This is a genomic window from Leucobacter sp., assembly GCF_053528595.1.
In genome coordinates this window covers 56,461-73,121 of record NZ_JAIVPF010000068.1, presented here as the reverse complement: position 1 = coordinate 73,121, position 16,661 = coordinate 56,461, and the positions used below count along the sequence as shown (strand labels likewise).

Sequence of the window (16,661 nt, the reverse complement as noted above, 5' to 3'; positions counted from 1 at the left end):
GGCGACCGCGGTCGCCGCGACCTCCCTGGTGGTGGTCGGCGGCACGTTGACGGCGGTGCCGGCCCAGGCGGTCTCGCCGCCGCTCGTCTGCGACGGCACCGTGGTCTACGCGAACAACTCCGACGGCCAGGTGCGCGCCTTCAACGCCCAGACCGGTGCTCGTCTCACCGACGGCGACTTCACCATCCCGGGGCTGACGGGATACGCCAACGGCCTCGCGATCGCGCACGGCGGCGCGACGGCCTACGCGATCACCAACGGTGCGACCGCCGGGAGCGGCGGCAACCGCCTCGCCGTCTACGACGTCATCAACGAGACGCTCGTCAGGACGGTCACCTCGCCCTTCTCGCAGGTGATCCGCGGAGCGGTGAACCCCGCCGACGGTCGCTACTACTTCGCCAGCAGCGGTGTGGACGCGACCATGGGCGTCTACGACCCGAACACCCAGACCGCGTACCAGGTCGGCACCCTGAAGGGGCTGACCTCGGGCAACGGCGACTTCGCCTTCAGCTCGTCGGGCGACCTGCTGATCGTGGCGAATCAGGACATCTTCGTGCTGACCGCGGACCTGGTGCCCACGACGCCCTCGACGACGGCGCAGTTCAACCCGGTCAAGATCGCCTCGATCAGCGTCAACGGCAACGGCGTCGCGTTCGGGGACATGGGCAACGCCTTCGTGTCGACCGCGACCGAGATCGGGAAGGTCAACCCGGCGAACGGGCAGGCGATTCCCGGTTGGTCGCTGAGCATGTCCGGCTTCTCCATGACCGACATGGCGAGCTGCGCGTACCCCAACATGATCTCGCTGAAGAAGGACATCCCCAACGGGCGCTTCCAGGCCTCCGACGAGTTCCGGCTGCGCATCGAGGGCCAGGGCTACCTCGGCGCTCCCGTCGGCGGCGTGCGGCCCGGCTTCGTGTCCGGTGACACGAGCGGCCCGGCCACCGGGGTGCAGTCGATCTCGGCGGGCCCGGCATTCGTGGCCGGCGGCGACAGCTTCACCCTCGGCGAGAGCGGCCTGAACGGCGCGAAGCTGCGGAACTACGACATCTCGATGAGCTGCATCGACCACACGACCGGGGAGACGATCCCCGCCACGGCGGTCGGCGACCCGCGCACGGGAGGGCCGTGGACCATCGGGCAGCCGACGAACCTCAAGGGCTCCGATGTCGTCTGCACGATCTCGAACGATCGCTCAGACATCACCCTGACCAAGACCACCGATCCCGATCCCGCGGGCTACAGCGCCGTGGGCGACACGATCACCTACGTGCTGCGCGCCGAGAACACCGGCCCGACGGCCCTGACCGACGTGCTGATCACGGACCCGAAGCTCGGCGAGCTCGAGTTCTCGGAGTGGTCGGGTGCGCCGAACGCGTACGCGCAGGGGCTGCAGCCGGGCGAGTGGGTCGAGTTCACGGGCACCTACACGGTGACCCAGGCCGATCTCAACGCGGGCCAGGTCGACAACACGGCCGGGGTGACCAGCAAGTCACCCGCGGGCGACACGGTCGAGGACGAGGCCGACCACACGGTGCTCGGCGCCCGCTCGCCCGTGATCGAGCTGACGAAGGACGCGAGCAAGACCTCGGGCGTGCGAGAGGGCGAGACCGTCACCTACACGCTCGTCGCCAGGAACGCCGGCAACGTCACCCTGACCGACGTGACCATCGCGGACGGACTCGCCGGGGCGACCGGTTTCCGCTACACCGATTGGCCCGGCCGCACCGCCGAGAACCCCGCGCAGCCGGCGGCGTTCGCGCTCGATCCCGGTGAGACCCTCACCGCGCAGGTAGACCTGGTGATCACCCCCGCCCACGCGCTCGCGGGCAGCGTGCTGAACACCGCCACCGCGACCGGCACCCCTCCGGCCGGCCCGGTCGTGAACGACACAGACACCGAGACCATCACGATCTCGAACAACCCGGCGATCGCGATCGAGAAGTCGGCCGCCGCGGGCACGACCTTCGCCGCGGCCGGTGACGAGATCGTCTACGACTTCGAGGTGGAGAACACCGGCGACGTGACGCTGACCGGCGTGAAGGTCGTCGATCCGCTGCTCGGCGGCGAGGTCTCGCTGACCGGCGCGGTGTGGCCCGCGGGCGGAACCGCGGGCACGCTGAAGCCGGGCGAGAAGATGACCGTCAGCGCCGTCTACACGGTGACGCAGGCCGATGTCGACAACGGCTTCGTGCACAACGCCGCCGTCTCGCAGGGCGTTCCCCCCGGCGGTGACCCGGGCGATCCGGTCGAGCCCGAGCAGCCCTCGGAGGTGACCGTTCCCGGTCCCGCCCGCGACGCGAGGATCGACCTGGAGAAGACCGGAGTGCTCGCGCCGTTCGAGGGCGAGACCCCGGTCGCCGGCGACACCGTCTCGTACACGCTCGTCGCCACCAACACCGGCAACGTCACGCTGACCGGCGTCGCGATCACCGACGGCCTGCCCGGTTTCGTGCTCGCGGACACCGACTGGTCCGAGGCGACGGCCCCGCAGGTGCTCGCCCCGGGGGAGCGGGTGACGGTCACGGGCACCTACGCGCTCACCCCGCAGGATCTCGGCGCGGGCGCCGTGGTCAACGTCGGCACGGCGACCGGCACCCCGCCGAACGTGAAGGATCCCGAGGATCCGACCGCACCCGGGACGCCCGCGGGCCCCGTGACGGACACGGATCCCGAGACGGTCACCTTCGACCGGGATCCGGCGATCTCGCTGGACAAGCGTGTGCAGGCCGACCAGGACTTCGCCGAGGCGGGCGACACGGTCGTCTACGAGTTCATCGTCACCAACACCGGCACGACGAGCCTCACGGATCTCGCCATCACCGACGACCTGCTCGGCGCCGGCGCCGACTACACCTACCACTGGGACGAGAGCGCCGCCGCCGAGGTGGGCACGCTCGAGCCCGGCGACTCGGTGCGCGTGACGGCTCCGTATCTGCTCACGCAGGCCGACGTCGACCGCGGGTGGGTCGCGAACGAGGCCGAGGCCGAGGGCACGCCGCCCCCGACGATCGACCCCGCGGATCCCGACGGCCCCCGGATCCCCAGCGATCCGGTGACCGACGACGACCGCCACGTCGAGCCCATCGCCGCCGACCCCGAGCTGAGCCTCGAGAAGGACGGAGCCCTCGACGACGGCGCCGCCGAGGGCGATACGGTGACCTACACCTTCACCGTCACGAACACCGGCAACGTCACCCTGACCGACATCGAGGTGGTCGACCCGCTGCTCGGCGGCTCGGCACTGCCGGTCCCGGACGAGGCATGGCCCGGCGCCCCCGGCGTACTCGCCCCCGGCGACGTCGTGATCCTCACCGCGCAGTACGAGCTGACGCAGGGCGATGTCGACGCGGGCGTGGTGCACAACACCGCGACCTCGCACGGCACACCGCCGCCGACGATCGATCCCGAGGATCCGGAGACCCCGGAGCCGAAGGAGCCGATCGACTCCCCGCCGGCCGAGGAGACGACCCCGCTGCCGAGCGCGCCCGCGATCGAGCTGGAGAAGACCGCAGTGGTCGACGTCGATGCGGAGGCCTCCCCGGAGGCCGGGGACACGGTGACCTACACCTTCGTCGCGCGGAACACGGGCAACGTGACGCTCAGCGATGTGACGATCACCGACCCCATGTTCCCGGCGGGTGTCACGATCGCCGACGACGCGTGGCCGAACCGGGTCGGCACGCTCGAACCGGAGGAGTCGGTGACGGGCACCGCGACGCTCGTGCTGACGCAGGAGCTCATCGACCGGGGGTGGGTCGAGAACACGGCGCGCACGGCGGGCACGCCTCCCGAGACCTACAACCCGGAGGATCCGGAGAACCCCATCCAGCCGCCCAACCCCGAGGACAGCGACCGCGTCGTGACGGATCTCGAGCGGACCCCCGTGATCCTGGTCGAGAAGTCGGGTGCGCTGGCGGGCGCGGCCGAGGCCGGCGAGCTCGTGGACTACACGTTCACCATCACGAACACGGGCAATGTCACGCTCACCGATGTCGTGCTGGAGGACCCGCTGATCAGCGGGGATCCGATCGCGATCGCCGCCGAGGCATGGCCGGATCCCGAGGCGCCCGGGGTGCTCCGCCCGCAGGAGTCGGTGACCGCGAGCGCTCGCTACACGCTGACGCAGCAGGATCTGAACTCCGGATCCCTCGTCAACATCGCCTCCGCCGAGGGCACGCCGCCGCCCTCCACCGATCCGGAGGATCCGGAGGCGCAGCCGGTGCCGAGCCCGAAGGTGGACGACAGCGATCCCCACACGCTGCCGCTGCCCGGACAGCCGTCCATCGCCCTCACGAAGAGCAGCGAGCTGCGCGGGCCCGCCGCGGTCGGCAGCGTGATCGAGTACACGCTGGTGGCAACCAACACCGGCAACGTCACCCTGACCGCGGTCGAGATCATCGACGAGCTGCGGGGCCTGAGCGAGCTGTCGTACGCCTGGCCGGGATCGGCGGGTGTGCTCGCTCCCGGGCAGTCGGCGACGGCGAAGGCCACGTACACCGTGACGCAGGCCGACGTCGACGCGGGCCAGGTGAAGAACACGGCGATCGCCCGGGCGACGCCGCCCCCGACCGCCAACCCCGAGAACCCGGACGAGCCGATCACCTCCGATCCCGTCGACACCCCCGAGGTGGACAACAACACGCTGCTGCCCTCCGCGTCGCAGATCAGCCTGGAGAAGTCGGCCGCGCTGCGCGGCGACGCCCGGGTCGGCGGCACGATCGTCTACTCCTTCACGGTGACCAACGAGGGCAACACGACGCTGCGCGACGTGCGGGTCGAGGATCCGCTGCCCGGTCTGGGGGTGCTGCGGTTCGCGTGGCCGGGCACGGCCGGCGTGCTCCTTCCCGGCGAGTCGGCGACCGCGACGGCCGAGTACCGTCTGACGGCGGCGGACGTCGAGCGGGGCTCGGTCAAGAACACCGCCGTCGTCTTCGCCACCGACCCGAGCGGTACGGAGGTGGAGCACACCGACAGCGTGACCTCCGACTTCGAGCTGCTCGCGCAGACCGGCGGCGCTTGGGGAACGCTGACGCTGTTCGGAGCCGCAGGGGCACTGCTGCTCATCGCGGGCGGGGTGCTGCTGGCGCGTCGCTCCCGCGGGGAGACGGCATGAGGCTGACGCGGGCTCTGGTCGCCGCCACCGCCGTGGTGGCGGCGACCGCCCTCGTCGGCTGCACCGGGGCCGACGGGGCCGACGACGCACCGGCTCGGATCGGCGCGGCCGACGAGCAGGTCGTCGACGTGCAGGCCGAGCCGGGATCGGTCGAGGGATACACCGGGGCGCTCGAGGATGCCGAGCTCGTGCGCTGCGAGCCGTCGGACGGCACCCTGCAGGTCGCCGGGACCGTCACCAATCCCGATCCGGAGACCCAGGACTACCGCATCTACGTCTCGGCCATGGACGGGGGCGACACCGCGGGGCTCGTGCAGGTCGACCTGACCGGTGTCGAGGCGGGGGAGACCGCCGAGTGGTCGACCGAGATGGCGCTCGGCGAAGCGGAGTTCGAGTGCGTGCTCCGCGTCGAGAGGTTCGCGCCGCAGGGCTGATCCGCGGTTCCGGGGGTCGCTCGTGGAACCGGGCTGATCCGCCGCGCTCGGGCTCGCGGGGCGCTTCAGTCCGTCGCGTCGCGGCCCCGCAGCCGATCGATCTCGCGGCGCTCCCGCTTCGTGGGGCGCCCCGCGCCCCGATCCCGCACCACGGCCGCCGGCCTTTCGACGCGCGGCGGAGGCGGCGGGGTGAGATCCTCGAAGTGCTTCGCGGCCTCGGCCGCGCTGCCGCGCCGCACGGGCAGCCCGGTCACCCGGTAGACGCGGTCGAAGCCGTGCAGGCGCACGCGCACCTCGTCGCCCAGTCGCACGGGCTGGGCGGCCTTCGCGGCGGCGCCGTTCACCCGCACGTGCCCCGCGCGGCAAGCCGCCGTGGCCTGGCTGCGGGTCTTCGCCAGGCGCACGCCCCAGACCCAGGTGTCGACGCGCACGCTCTCGCCCATGTCCTCGATCGTACCGGGCCGAGCGCATCCGGATCCGCCCGTCGATCCGCCCGTCGATCCGCCCGTCGATCCGCCCGTCGCTCCGCTCCGCCGCGCGACCTGCGAGGATGGAGCCATGAGCGCGGAGTATGAGACGATCGCCGTGCCGGTCGACGCAGAGATCGAGATCTCGCGCTCCCGCTTCATCGCCCGTCTCGAGCGGGCGGCGGACGAGGCGCAGGCGCGTGCGGCGATCGCGCGCGTGCGGGCGGAGCACCCGCGAGCCCGGCACCACTGCTCGGCCTTCGTGCTCGGCGCCGACGGCCGCGTGCAGCGCTCGAACGACGACGGCGAGCCCAGCGGCACCGCGGGGGCGCCGATGCTCGACGCGCTCGTCTCGTCGGGCCTCAGCGACGTGGTGGCGGTGGTGACGCGGTACTTCGGCGGCGTGCTGCTGGGTGCGGGCGGCCTCACCCGCGCCTACCGCGCCTCGGTGGCGGAGGCGGTGCTGCGCGCTCCCCGCCTGCGCCGAGGGCTGCGCCGCGAGGTCGTCGTGACCTCGGGCTACGAGGCCGCGCCGCAGATCGAGGCGGAGGCGAGGCGCCGCGGCTACGGCGTGGGGGCCGCGGACTACAGCGATCGCGTGCGGCAGCGGTACGCGGTGGCCGAGCACGAGGTGGCGCCTCTCGCGGCCCTCGCGGCGGAGGCGAGCGCCGGGGCCGCGGAGGTCGCGGTGGGCGAGGCCGAGTACGTGGATCTCGCCTGACGCGGGCAGAGATAAACCCCCGGTGGCCTGGGGGACAGGGCCGGGGGCTGCTCTTTCCTCGGCGGCGGGGGATTGCCGCTTCGGATGCGGTCTTCGGCCCGGGGGGAGTGGGCTTCCGACCGATTTCGAGTTTACCGAGCGGGGGTGGGGATGGAAGCGCCGGGAAGCCACCTTCACCCGGATCTTCACCCCGGCCGGCCGCTATGGTGAACGCGCAGCGTTGCGCGGCGACGGCGCTGAGCGCGCCCCTGCGCTCAGCCGACGTGCGGAGCACGGAGGAGAAGCCGCTATGGGCAACGCGTTGCGCGGTGATGCCGCTGAGCGTGTCCCTGGGCTCCGCCGACGCGCGGACCTCGGAGGGGAAACCGGCATGGTGGACGCCCGCGTCGGGGCCGCTTGTCAGACGCCCGCGATACGCTTCTCAGGTGGACTTCTGGGCTGAGATCGTGGGGCAGGCCGACGCGGTGCGCACGCTGCAGCAGGCGGCCGAGCCGGGTGGATCGCCCGCGCACGCCTGGCTCATCACCGGCCCGCCCGGTTCCGGGCGATCCAACCTCGCGTTCCGCTTCGCCGCGGCGCTGATCGCCCGCGACGAGTCCGAGCGCGATGCGGTCTCCGAGCAGGTGCGGGCCCGCACCCACCCCGACCTGGGGGTGCTCACGACCCAGAAGCTGCTCATCGACATCCGGGCCGCCCGCGAGATCGTGACCACGGCCCACTACGCACCCGCCGAGGGACGCCACCGCGTCATCGTCATCGAGGACGCGGATCGCATGCCCGAGCGCACCTCCAACGTGCTGCTCAAGGCGCTCGAGGAGCCCCCGGAGCGCACGATCTGGATCCTCTGCGCGCCCAGCGAGGCCGATCTGCTGCCCACGATCCGGTCGAGGGCCCGCTCGCTGCGCTTGGTCACCCCGAGCGCGGCGGACATCGCCGGCCTGCTGCACGAGCGGGACGGCATCGACCCGCGCGAGGCCGAGCGGGCGGCGCGGCTCGCGCAGAGCCACATCGGCATGGCCCGGCGCCTGGCGAGCGATCCCGAAGCGATGCAGCGCCGGGACCGCACGATCGCCATCGCGCTGAGCGTGGACACCCTCGGGGATGCGATGACGGCCGCCGCCTCCCTCTCGGCGGTCGCCAAGGCCGATGCCGACGCCCTCACGGAGGAGCTCGACGCGCAGGAGCGCGACGAGGCCATGCGCAGCCTGGGCCTCGCGCCGGGCGCGGCGATCCCGCCCCAGATGCGCACTCAGATGCGCGCGCTCGAGGAGGACCAGAAGCGGCGCGCGACGCGCAGCCTGCGCGACGGGATCGACCGCATCCTCACCGACCTGCTGTCCCTCTACCGCGACGTGCTGCTGACGGCGCTGATCGCGGGCGGCGCGGGTCGCGCATCCGAGGATGAGCGGGCGAGCGGGGGCGGAGACGCCCGGGACGTCGAGGACTGGGCTCTCGAACTGGTCAACCGCGAGCAGAAGGCGCGCGTCGTCGAGCTGGCCGAGGGATGGGGGCCGCGCCGGGCGCTCGCCGCCGTCAGCGCGGTCGAGACGGCTCGGGAACGGCTGGGGCGGGGCATCACGCCCGGCCTGGTGCTCGAGGCGCTGTTCGCGAGTGTGCTCGTGGCAGGAGATCCGCGGTGAGCCGGACGGAGGCGGAGACGGAGACGGGCGCGCCGAGGCGGCGGGGGTGGCGCGCGGCGGTCGCGATCCTCGCCGCCTGCGCTCTCGGCTTCTCGGGGTGCGGGATCCTGCCGCAGCTGCTGTCGGGCGCGGGCGGCTCGGCCGGACCCGGTCCGCTGCCCGCGGAGCCGGACGGCACGGTCGAGGGGTACGGGGCGCAGCAGCCGAACTGGGCCGACTGCGGTGACGGGCTGCAGTGCGCCGACGTGTACGCGCCGCTCGACTGGAGCGATCCCGCGGGGGAGCGGATCACCCTGCGCCTCGTGAAGCATCCCGCGAGCGGGGGCGACCCGACGGGCACGCTCTTCGTGAACCCGGGAGGTCCGGGGGCCTCGGGGGCAGAGTACGTCGCGAACAGCATCGACTTCATCATCCCGGAGGCGGTGCAGCGCGAGTACGACGTGATCGGCTGGGATCCGCGCGGAGTGGGCGCGTCGACGCCCGTGCGCTGCTTCGACGCGGCCGGCATGGACGAGTACCTCTTCGGGCTCGGCGACGCCGGAGACCTCGAGGTCGGCAGCGACGAGTGGATCGCCGCGGCGCTCGACGAGTCCCGGGATTTCGGCGCGGCGTGCGAGGCGGGCACCGGTGCGCTCCTCGGCCACGTCGACACCGCCTCGACCGTGCGCGACCTCGACATGCTCCGCGCGATCGCGGGGGACCCCGCGCTCAACTACCTCGGCTTCTCGTACGGCACGTACATCGGCGCGCGCTACGCCGATGCCTTCCCGGAGCGCGTCGGCCGACTCGTGCTCGACGGGGCCATGGACCCGACGACGGAGCTCGCCGACGTGGTGCGCGAGCAGACCCGCGGCTTCGAGCTCGCGCTGCGCGCGTACGCGGCCGACTGCCTGCAGCGGAGCGGATGCCCGTTGAGCGGCACGGTCGACGAGGCGATGGCGAGCATCGGCGCCCTGCTCGATCGCGTGGACGAGACGCCCCTGCAGGGATCCGACGGGCGCATGCTCTCGGCGGGCACCATGCTCACCGCCATCATCACCCCCCTCTACGCCCAGAGCAACTGGGGGTATCTCGACCGGCTCTGGGAGACGGTCGATCGGGGTGACGCCGACGTCGCGCTCTCGCTCGCCGACTTCTACTACGATCGCGTCGACGGGCAGTACCTCAGCAACTCGACCGAGGCGTTCTCGGCGATCAACTGCCTCGACTATCCGGGTGGGCTGGATCCCGCGCGCATGCGCGCGGAGGCCGCGGAACTCTCCGAGATCGCTCCTACGATCGGCCGCTTCCAGGGATACGGGGACATCGCCTGCGCCGCCTGGCCGGTGCAGGGGGCGACGGAGCGCGCGGGGGTGACCGCCGAGGGAGCCGACCCGATCCTCGTCATCGGCACCACGGGCGATCCGGCGACCCCGTATCGCTGGGCGCAGTCGCTCGCGCAGCAGCTCGACAGCGGCGTGCTCGTCACCTACGAGGGCGAGGGGCACACCGCCTACGGGGAGAGCGAGTGCGTCGATCGTGTGGTCGACGACTACCTGCTCACGGGTGCCGTGCCCGCCGCCGACCCCCGCTGCTCGTAGCGGGCCGCGTGTCCCGGAGTGCGGGCCCGCTGCGCTGCCCCGCGCCCCGCGCCCCGCGCCCCGGGCTCCGCGTCCCGCGGTGCGCGGGCCCGGGGCCGCAGCTCGTCGGCGTGCGGAACGACCCGCGCGGCGTGCTAAAGTATTTGCTTGTGTGCGAGAGCGATCCCGCACCGCGCCGCCTTAGCTCAGGGGTAGAGCAGTTCCCTCGTAAAGAACAGGTCGTCGGTTCAAATCCGACAGGCGGCTCTCACTCGAAGCCCCCGCCTCGGCGGGGGCTTCTGCCGTCCGGGGCGCGTCGGGGTTGCCGCGTTGCGCCGGCGGAGGCCGCTGGCGTGATCGAAGGTTCGCAGATCGCCGTAATTCGCGCGTCCAATGGGCGATTCGCGCACACCAAACCGGGCGTTGGGACTGCGGGGGCACGGGCGCTCCGCGGCTGTGGCATGCTCGAGAGGTGAGCGATGAGCAGGGCGGCGCAGGCGCATCCGCATTCCGCGAGTATGAGCGGCGGCGAGCGAAGGACCGGGCAGCGGCCGAGGCCTGGAAGCAGCGAGTGCGCGAGAGGTTCGGGGGCGGGCGCACCGGCAGGGTGATCGCCGCGCTCGCGGTCGACACCCGCGTGCGGTCGAGCACCCAGGTATGGGAGCAGGGCGCGGTCGGGGAGGCCAAGGTCGGCCGGCATTTGAATGAATTCGCCGGCCCGAACGTCGTGGTACTGCACGATCGACGGATTCCGGGGAGCCGCGCCAACATCGATCACCTGGTCGTCACACCGGGCGGCGTTCCGGGCCGCCTGAGCGCTTCGAGTCGCAGCCTACGCGACGGCGCACCCGGACCCGTCGCGTAGGCTGGGCGGGTGACCGCAGATCCGACCACCGCGACGGCCCGGCCCACCGCGAAACCGCGCATCGCGGTGTGGGACAACGCGCGCTTCCTGCTGATCGTGCTCGTGGTCGTCGGCCACGCCATCTCGACGGTGCGGGGCGACTCGCAGCTCGGCTTCGCGCTGTACGCCTACATCTACCTCTTCCACATGCCGGCGATGATCCTGCTCTCCGGCATGTTCTCCCGCGCGGAGTCGTCGCCCAAGGTCCTCCGCTCCACCATCCAGCTCGTGGTGATCTGGCTGACGTGGGAGGCGATCTGGGCGGGGATCCACTTCGCCGTCGAGGAGAAGACCCCGGGGCTGAACTTCCTGGTCTCGCCGGCCTGGACGCTCTGGTTCCTCGTGACGCTGGCGACGATGCGCATCCTGCTGCCGTACATCGCGATGCTGCGGTGGCCGCTGCTGACCTCGATCCTCATCGCGCTCGTGTCCGGCATCCTGCCCGCGATCGGCACGCAGTTCTCGGCGTCGCGCACGCTCGCCTTCCTGCCGTTCTTCGTGGCGGGGTGGCTGATCCGCGAACGCGGCTGGCTCGACGGGCAGTGGTTCGCGCGCCCGTCGCGAGGAGCGCTCGTCGCCGCGTGGACGGGGCTCGGGGCGCTCGCCCTGGCCTTCGTCCTGACCCCCGGTCTGCGCGAGTTCTGGCGCATCGACAAGTGGCTGACCTGGCGCGACGACTACACCTGGCTGTTCGCGAACGCACCCATCGGGGAGTGGATCCCGGACCAGTGGGGCTGGGTGATGCTGGGAGGCGCCGGCGTGACCGCCGCGCTGATGACGGTCGCGGCGGCGATGACGCTCGCACTCCTCGTGATCACCCCCCGGCGTCAGAGCGCGATGACCGCGTGGGGATCCCGCACCCTGTACGTGTACCTGCTGCACGGCCCGATCATCTGGGTGCTCCGCGAGACGGGCGCGATCGATCGCATCGGCGCCCTGGGGGTTCCGGGGGTGCTGGCCATCGTGGCGCTCGGGATCGTGCTCGCCGCGCTCCTCTCGATGGCGTGGGTGCCGAAGACCTTCAGCGCCGTTGTCGAACCCCGCTTCGACTGGATCCTGCGCCGCTCCTAGCGGCGGCCCGGCTCGGACCGATTCCGGGCCGGGCCGGCGCCCCGCGGATTCGCGGCGCGCCGAACCCCGCGAATGTCCGGGGAAGGCGGTACGTTCGGAGCAGGCACCCCGCCCGGGGTGGACGAACCGAGGAGAGGCCATGTCGCAGGGCGCCGCAGTGTCTCGCGATCGCCGTGGCGCGGGTCGCGCGGTGCGCGCCGCAGCGGTGTTCGCCGCCGCCGCTCTGCTCATCGGCTGCGCGCAGATCCCGCCGGTGGCGGGCTGGTCCCCTCCGGGCTGGAGCGATGCCTCAGGCGCACGGCTCGTGCGCGCCGACGAGCCGTCGGCGGGTGACGAGGATCCGGGATCGGGCGAGCACCCGGACGCGGGAGCCGCACCCGTGGGAGGCGGGCCCTCCGACGCGATCGTGCCGTCGGCCGCCGAGCTCGGATTCATCGAGCGGCGGGTGCGCAACGATCACACGCGGTTCCACGCCCGATACGTCGAGATCCCGGGCTGGCATCTCTTCAACGTGCGGGTGTCCGATCTGCTCGCGCAGCAGATCGCCGCGACGGGCGGCACGTTCACGCCCGAGGTGTTCCCCGTGGCGGCCGGGCTGTCGGACGCCGGGTGCGTGCCGGGATCGGCGAGCTGGCCGGGCGAACGGCTGCTCGCCGACCCCGAGACCGCGCCCGTGGACGGCGCCGGCGTGACGGCGGTCTGCGACGTGACCGCCGCGTTCGGCGCCTACGTGGGCGTGGCCATGCGCGTCGTGGCGGGCGACTCCTCGGGAGTCGCGCGAGACCGGACGGTGACCCTCTACACCGACCTGGCGACGGGCGAGGTGTACGAGGATCGAGATCTGTGGACCGCGGAGGCCGCCGGAGAGCTGTGGCATCGCGCCGCCGAGCTGCTGCGCAGGGATGTCGGCGGGCTGAGCGCCGCACCGCTGGCCGAGCCGGGCGAGGATCAGCTCGCCCTGGCGCAGCGCGCGCTCGAGGCCGCGCAGCTCGGCGAGAGCGGTGCGCGCTTCACTCTTCCCGCCGGGATCGCCGCTCCCGAGCTCGCCGGCCTGGGCGTCGAGGCGACGAGCGGCCCCACGGTGATCGACGTCGATGCCGCGACGGTCTCGGGCTGGACGAGCGAGCTCGGCTCCGCGATGCACGCGCAGCGGGGTGCTCCCTTCGTCGGGCTGCCGGAGTGGAGCGCCGACCAGGCCGTCGACTGCCGGCTGCTCGCCTGCGTGGCGGTGACCTACGACGACGGCCCGTCCGCCTACACGGGACAGCTGCTCGACACCCTGCGCGAGGAGCGCTCGGCCGCCACCTTCTTCATGGTGGGCCGCTCGATCCGCTCGCTGCCCGAGGTGGCGCAGCGGGTCGCGAGCGAGGGGCACGAGATCGCGAGCCACACCATGACCCACCCCGACCTCACAACCCTCTCCCTCGCGAAGGCCCGGCGAGAGGTGCGCGACGTCGAGAAGCTGCTGGGCGATCTCACCGGTCGCACCGTCGGCATGTACCGTCCGCCCTACGGTGCCCTGAATCAGAAGGTGCTCGACGGCCTGGGACAGCCCGCGATCCTGTGGTCCATCGACACCCTCGACTGGAAGAAGCCGGGACGCGAGGAACTGGTGAAGCGCTCGGTCGGCGTGGCCGAGCCCGGCGACATCATCCTCTTCCACGACATCCACGCCGAGACCGTCGACAACGCGGGCGTGGTGATCCGCGGGCTGCGGGATCGCGGGTTCACGCTCGTGAGCGTGACGCAGCTGTTCGACGGAAACGTGCCGAAGGGGCGGGTGTCGAAGCGATGAGCGGGCGGAGCGAGCGGAAGCGCGCGGCGCTGGGCCGGGTGGTGGTGGAGCCCGCCGAGCCGGTGGCGCAGACGGAGGAGCAGGGGTCGCGGCGCCCCGGCCGCGCGCGGCGCTGGGTCACCGCGGTGGTGCTCGCACTGCTCCTCCTCGTCGTCGCCGCGGTCGCGTACGCCGTGACGCTCGGACCCGAGCAGTACGCGAAGCTGCAGGCCGAGACCGCCGACGGCGCGAGCCCCGTCGAGATCGGAGCGGCGGCGACCGTCGTGCCCGAACGCGACTGGGTGGTGCAGCCGCTCGTGCGCGACCTCTTCGAGTGGCCGCCGCTGCCGCCGCTGAAGGACTGGTCGGTGCTGCTCGACGAGCAGACCGGGGTGCTGCTGCTCTCGCCCGACCAGGGGCTGCGGGTCGAGCTCGACGTGCTGCAGGGCTCGAGCGACCGTGCGGCGCTGGCCTGGCTGCGCGAGGAGTCCCGGGTGATCTCCTCGGACGGAGCGGTGGACGGAGACCAGGGGGAGCCGGTGCTGCGCACCGAGACCCTCGCCTCGGGGCTCGGCGTGCGTCACGTCGACGGGCCCGAGCGGATCGCCGCCGTGGTCGACACCGGGGCGGGCCTGCTCACCGTGCGCGCCGACGCGGGGAGCGAGCCGATCGATTCGTACCGCCCCGCGATCTCGGCGCTTCTCGAGAGCCTCGGAGCGCCGCCCGAAGGCTGAGCGAGGAGCGCGGTGACGAGCCGAGACCCGGGCTCCGCCCGCGGCGGAGAGCCGTGCAGCGGAGCCGGACCCCGAGTCGAGACCCGGCGCTCCGCCGGCTCTACGGTCCCGTCGGCGACTGCTCGGGCACGAGCAGCTGATGCTGCGCGAGCTCGCGGTAGAGCGGGGTCGACTCCAGCAGCTCGGCGTGGGTGCCCTCGCCCACCACTCGGCCGTCGTCGAGCACCACGATCTTGTCGGAGTCGACCACCGTCGAGAGGCGATGCGCGATCACGACCAGCGTGCGCCCGGTGGCCACCGAGTCGAGCGCGTCGCGCATGAGACGCTCGTTGACGCCGTCGAGGCTGGCCGTCGACTCGTCGAGCAGCAGGATCGGCGGGGCGGTGAGCAGTGCGCGCGCGATCGCGAGGCGCTGCTTCTCGCCGCCCGAGAGCATGATCCCGTTCTCGCCGACCTGGCTGTCGAGCGCGGCGGCGAGCTCCGCGTCGGAGAGGCCGCGGGCCGAGGACGCCTCGGCCTGGGGATCCGGCGTCGCCGCGCCGACCGCCTGTTCGACGGGAACCGCGCGGTCCGCGCGGACCGAACGATCCAGCAGCCCGCCGAGGTTCACGGCGCGCAGCACCCGCTCGCATGCGGCGTCCGAGGCGTCGGTCGCCGCGATGCGCAGGTTGTCGCGCAGACTGCCCGCCAGCACCGGCGCGTCCTGCTCCACGTACCCCAGCTGGGCCCGCGCCTCGGCGCGGTCGAGGGTGCGCAGGTCGGCGCCGTAGAGCGAGACCGCGCCGCGATCCGGGTCGTAGAAGCGCTCGATCAGAGCCAGAACGGTCGACTTGCCGGCGCCGGAGGGGCCGACCAGCGCGACGCGCGATCCCCGCGGCACCTCGAAGCTCACCCCGTGCAGCACCGGGGTCTCGACGATCTCGGCGGGGGCCGCCTCGGCGTCGCGTCGCGATCCGCCGCGGCCGCCGCGCACCAGCTCCCGGGCATCGGCGCGCTCGGGAGCCGCCGAGCGGTAGGTGAAGTGCACATCGGAGAATCGGATCGCCGCGGCGTAGTCGAGTCCTGAATCGGAGAGCGGCTCCACGCGGCCGAGCGGCGACAGCTGCTCGTCCCGATCCGTCTCGGTGGGGAGCGCGGTGATCTCCTGGATGCGGCCGAGCGCGCCGAGGGCCTGGTTCACCGCGGAGATCGCCCCGAAGGCCTGTCCCAGCGGCATCACCATGAGGAACAGGAAGATGATGAACGTGACCAGCTGCGCGATGGTGATCGCGCCGGTCGCCACGCGGAAGCCCCCGATGCCCAGCACCGCGAGGAACGACACCTGCATCGCGATGAACGACACGGGCACGATGAGCGCCGAGATGCGGGCGACCTTGATCCCGAGCCGGTACGCCTCGGTGGCCTCGCCCTCGATGTCCTGCTGCTCCCGCTTCGCGGCGCCGGCCGCGCGGATCGTGCGCACGGAGCCGATCGCACGATCCACCGCCGCGGCGAGGTCGCCCACCTTCTCCTGGGAGCGGGCGACGGCGGGGCGGATCCGCGCGGAGAGCGCCACCACGACCACGATCGCCACCGCGATCACCCCGAAGGTGACGGCGAAGAGCAGCGGATCGATGACGAGCATGCCGATGAGGGCGCCGACGAAGAGCAGCGCGCCTCCGACGGCCTCCACGAGTCCCTGTGTGAGCACCGCGCGCAGCAGGGTGGTGTCGCTGCCCACGCGCGACACGAGATCGCCCGTGCGGCGGCGGTCGAACTCCGAGATGGGCAGGTGCAGGATCTTGGCGATGAGCCGCTTGCGGCTGGCGAGCACGACCCCCTCGCCCATGCACTGCAGCAGGTAGTGCTGATAGCTGTTGAGCAGGGCGCTCACGAGCACGAGCCCCACGAGCGCCCACAGCAGCCCGCCCAGGGCGGCGGACTGCTGCACGCGCTCGATCACCGAGCCGACGAGCAGCGGCTGGGCGAGCGAGGCGAGCGCCCCGAGCACGCTGAGCGCGGCGATGAAGATCAGCTTGCCGCGCTGCTCGAAGAGATAGGGGAGCAGCTGCTTCAGGGTCGCGCGCGGCCCGCGCTGCGGAGCGGGCGCACCGCGCCGGGACCGAGGAATGGGGACGGTGTCGCCCGCGGTGTCGTCTGATCTGTCGGCCACGGCCACCACTCTAAGCCAGCGCGCCTGGCAAAGCGCTTCGGCGAGAGCGCCGCCCCGCGCGACCGCCTAGGCTGGGGCTCGGAGACGGG

At 72.6% G+C, this 16,661-nt stretch carries 11 protein-coding genes and 1 tRNA gene; 10 read left to right on the top strand and 2 right to left on the bottom strand.

What is annotated here, in order from left to right:
• Positions 1 to 100 precede the first annotated feature (100 nt).
• Together ACWKZU_RS14390 and ACWKZU_RS14385 are read left to right on the top strand one after the other, a co-directional pair.
• On the top strand, positions 101 to 5,116 hold the full coding sequence (locus ACWKZU_RS14390; RefSeq protein WP_449283021.1) for a DUF7507 domain-containing protein: 5,016 nt from the start codon (positions 101 to 103) through the stop codon (positions 5,114 to 5,116).
• Positions 5,113 to 5,550 (top strand): hypothetical protein, encoded by a 438-nt coding sequence (locus ACWKZU_RS14385; protein WP_449283020.1) that lies wholly within the window; start codon positions 5,113 to 5,115, stop codon positions 5,548 to 5,550. Before ACWKZU_RS14390 ends, ACWKZU_RS14385 begins: the two co-directional genes overlap by 4 nt.
• A 65-nt stretch (positions 5,551 to 5,615) precedes the next feature.
• On the opposite strand, the gene ACWKZU_RS14380 is transcribed toward ACWKZU_RS14385, so the two are convergent.
• Positions 5,616 to 5,993 carry an RNA-binding S4 domain-containing protein gene (locus ACWKZU_RS14380; RefSeq protein WP_449283022.1) on the bottom strand — a complete coding sequence of 126 codons (378 nt, stop codon included), beginning with the start codon at positions 5,991 to 5,993 and terminating at the stop codon, positions 5,616 to 5,618.
• Positions 5,994 to 6,108: 115 nt separating this feature from the next.
• Between ACWKZU_RS14380 and ACWKZU_RS14375 the strand changes: the two genes are divergently transcribed.
• From ACWKZU_RS14375 to ACWKZU_RS14340, 8 genes are all read left to right on the top strand, one after another.
• The gene (locus ACWKZU_RS14375; protein ID WP_449283019.1) at positions 6,109 to 6,738 is read left to right on the top strand and encodes a YigZ family protein; all 630 of its coding nucleotides are present in this window, start codon (positions 6,109 to 6,111) and stop codon (positions 6,736 to 6,738) included.
• Positions 6,739 to 7,163: 425 nt separating this feature from the next.
• Positions 7,164 to 8,378, top strand: a complete 1,215-nt coding sequence (locus tag ACWKZU_RS14370) for a DNA polymerase III subunit delta' (RefSeq protein WP_449283018.1) — start codon at positions 7,164 to 7,166, stop codon at positions 8,376 to 8,378.
• Positions 8,375 to 9,958, top strand: coding sequence for an alpha/beta hydrolase (locus ACWKZU_RS14365; RefSeq protein WP_449283017.1), 1,584 nt, complete (start codon positions 8,375 to 8,377; stop codon positions 9,956 to 9,958). Before ACWKZU_RS14370 ends, ACWKZU_RS14365 begins: the two co-directional genes overlap by 4 nt.
• 174 nt (positions 9,959 to 10,132) lie before the next feature.
• Positions 10,133 to 10,204: transfer RNA gene (locus ACWKZU_RS14360), tRNA-Thr, on the top strand.
• Positions 10,205 to 10,409: 205 nt separating this feature from the next.
• The gene (locus tag ACWKZU_RS14355; protein ID WP_449283016.1) at positions 10,410 to 10,802 is read left to right on the top strand and encodes a nuclease-related domain-containing protein; all 393 of its coding nucleotides are present in this window, start codon (positions 10,410 to 10,412) and stop codon (positions 10,800 to 10,802) included.
• A 9-nt stretch (positions 10,803 to 10,811) separates the two neighbouring features.
• A complete protein-coding gene (locus ACWKZU_RS14350) occupies positions 10,812 to 11,912 on the top strand; it encodes an acyltransferase family protein (RefSeq protein WP_449283015.1) in 1,101 nt (366 codons plus the stop codon).
• 139 nt (positions 11,913 to 12,051) lie between these two features.
• Complete coding sequence (locus tag ACWKZU_RS14345; RefSeq protein WP_449283014.1) at positions 12,052 to 13,707, top strand: polysaccharide deacetylase family protein; 1,656 nt, start codon at positions 12,052 to 12,054, stop codon at positions 13,705 to 13,707.
• The gene (locus tag ACWKZU_RS14340; protein ID WP_449283013.1) at positions 13,704 to 14,420 is read left to right on the top strand and encodes a hypothetical protein; all 717 of its coding nucleotides are present in this window, start codon (positions 13,704 to 13,706) and stop codon (positions 14,418 to 14,420) included. Before ACWKZU_RS14345 ends, ACWKZU_RS14340 begins: the two co-directional genes overlap by 4 nt.
• 100 nt (positions 14,421 to 14,520) lie before the next feature.
• Here the strand turns inward: ACWKZU_RS14340 and ACWKZU_RS14335 are convergent, their stop codons facing one another.
• Complete coding sequence (locus ACWKZU_RS14335; protein ID WP_449283012.1) at positions 14,521 to 16,578, bottom strand: ABC transporter ATP-binding protein; 2,058 nt, start codon at positions 16,576 to 16,578, stop codon at positions 14,521 to 14,523.
• Positions 16,579 to 16,661 lie beyond the last annotated feature (83 nt).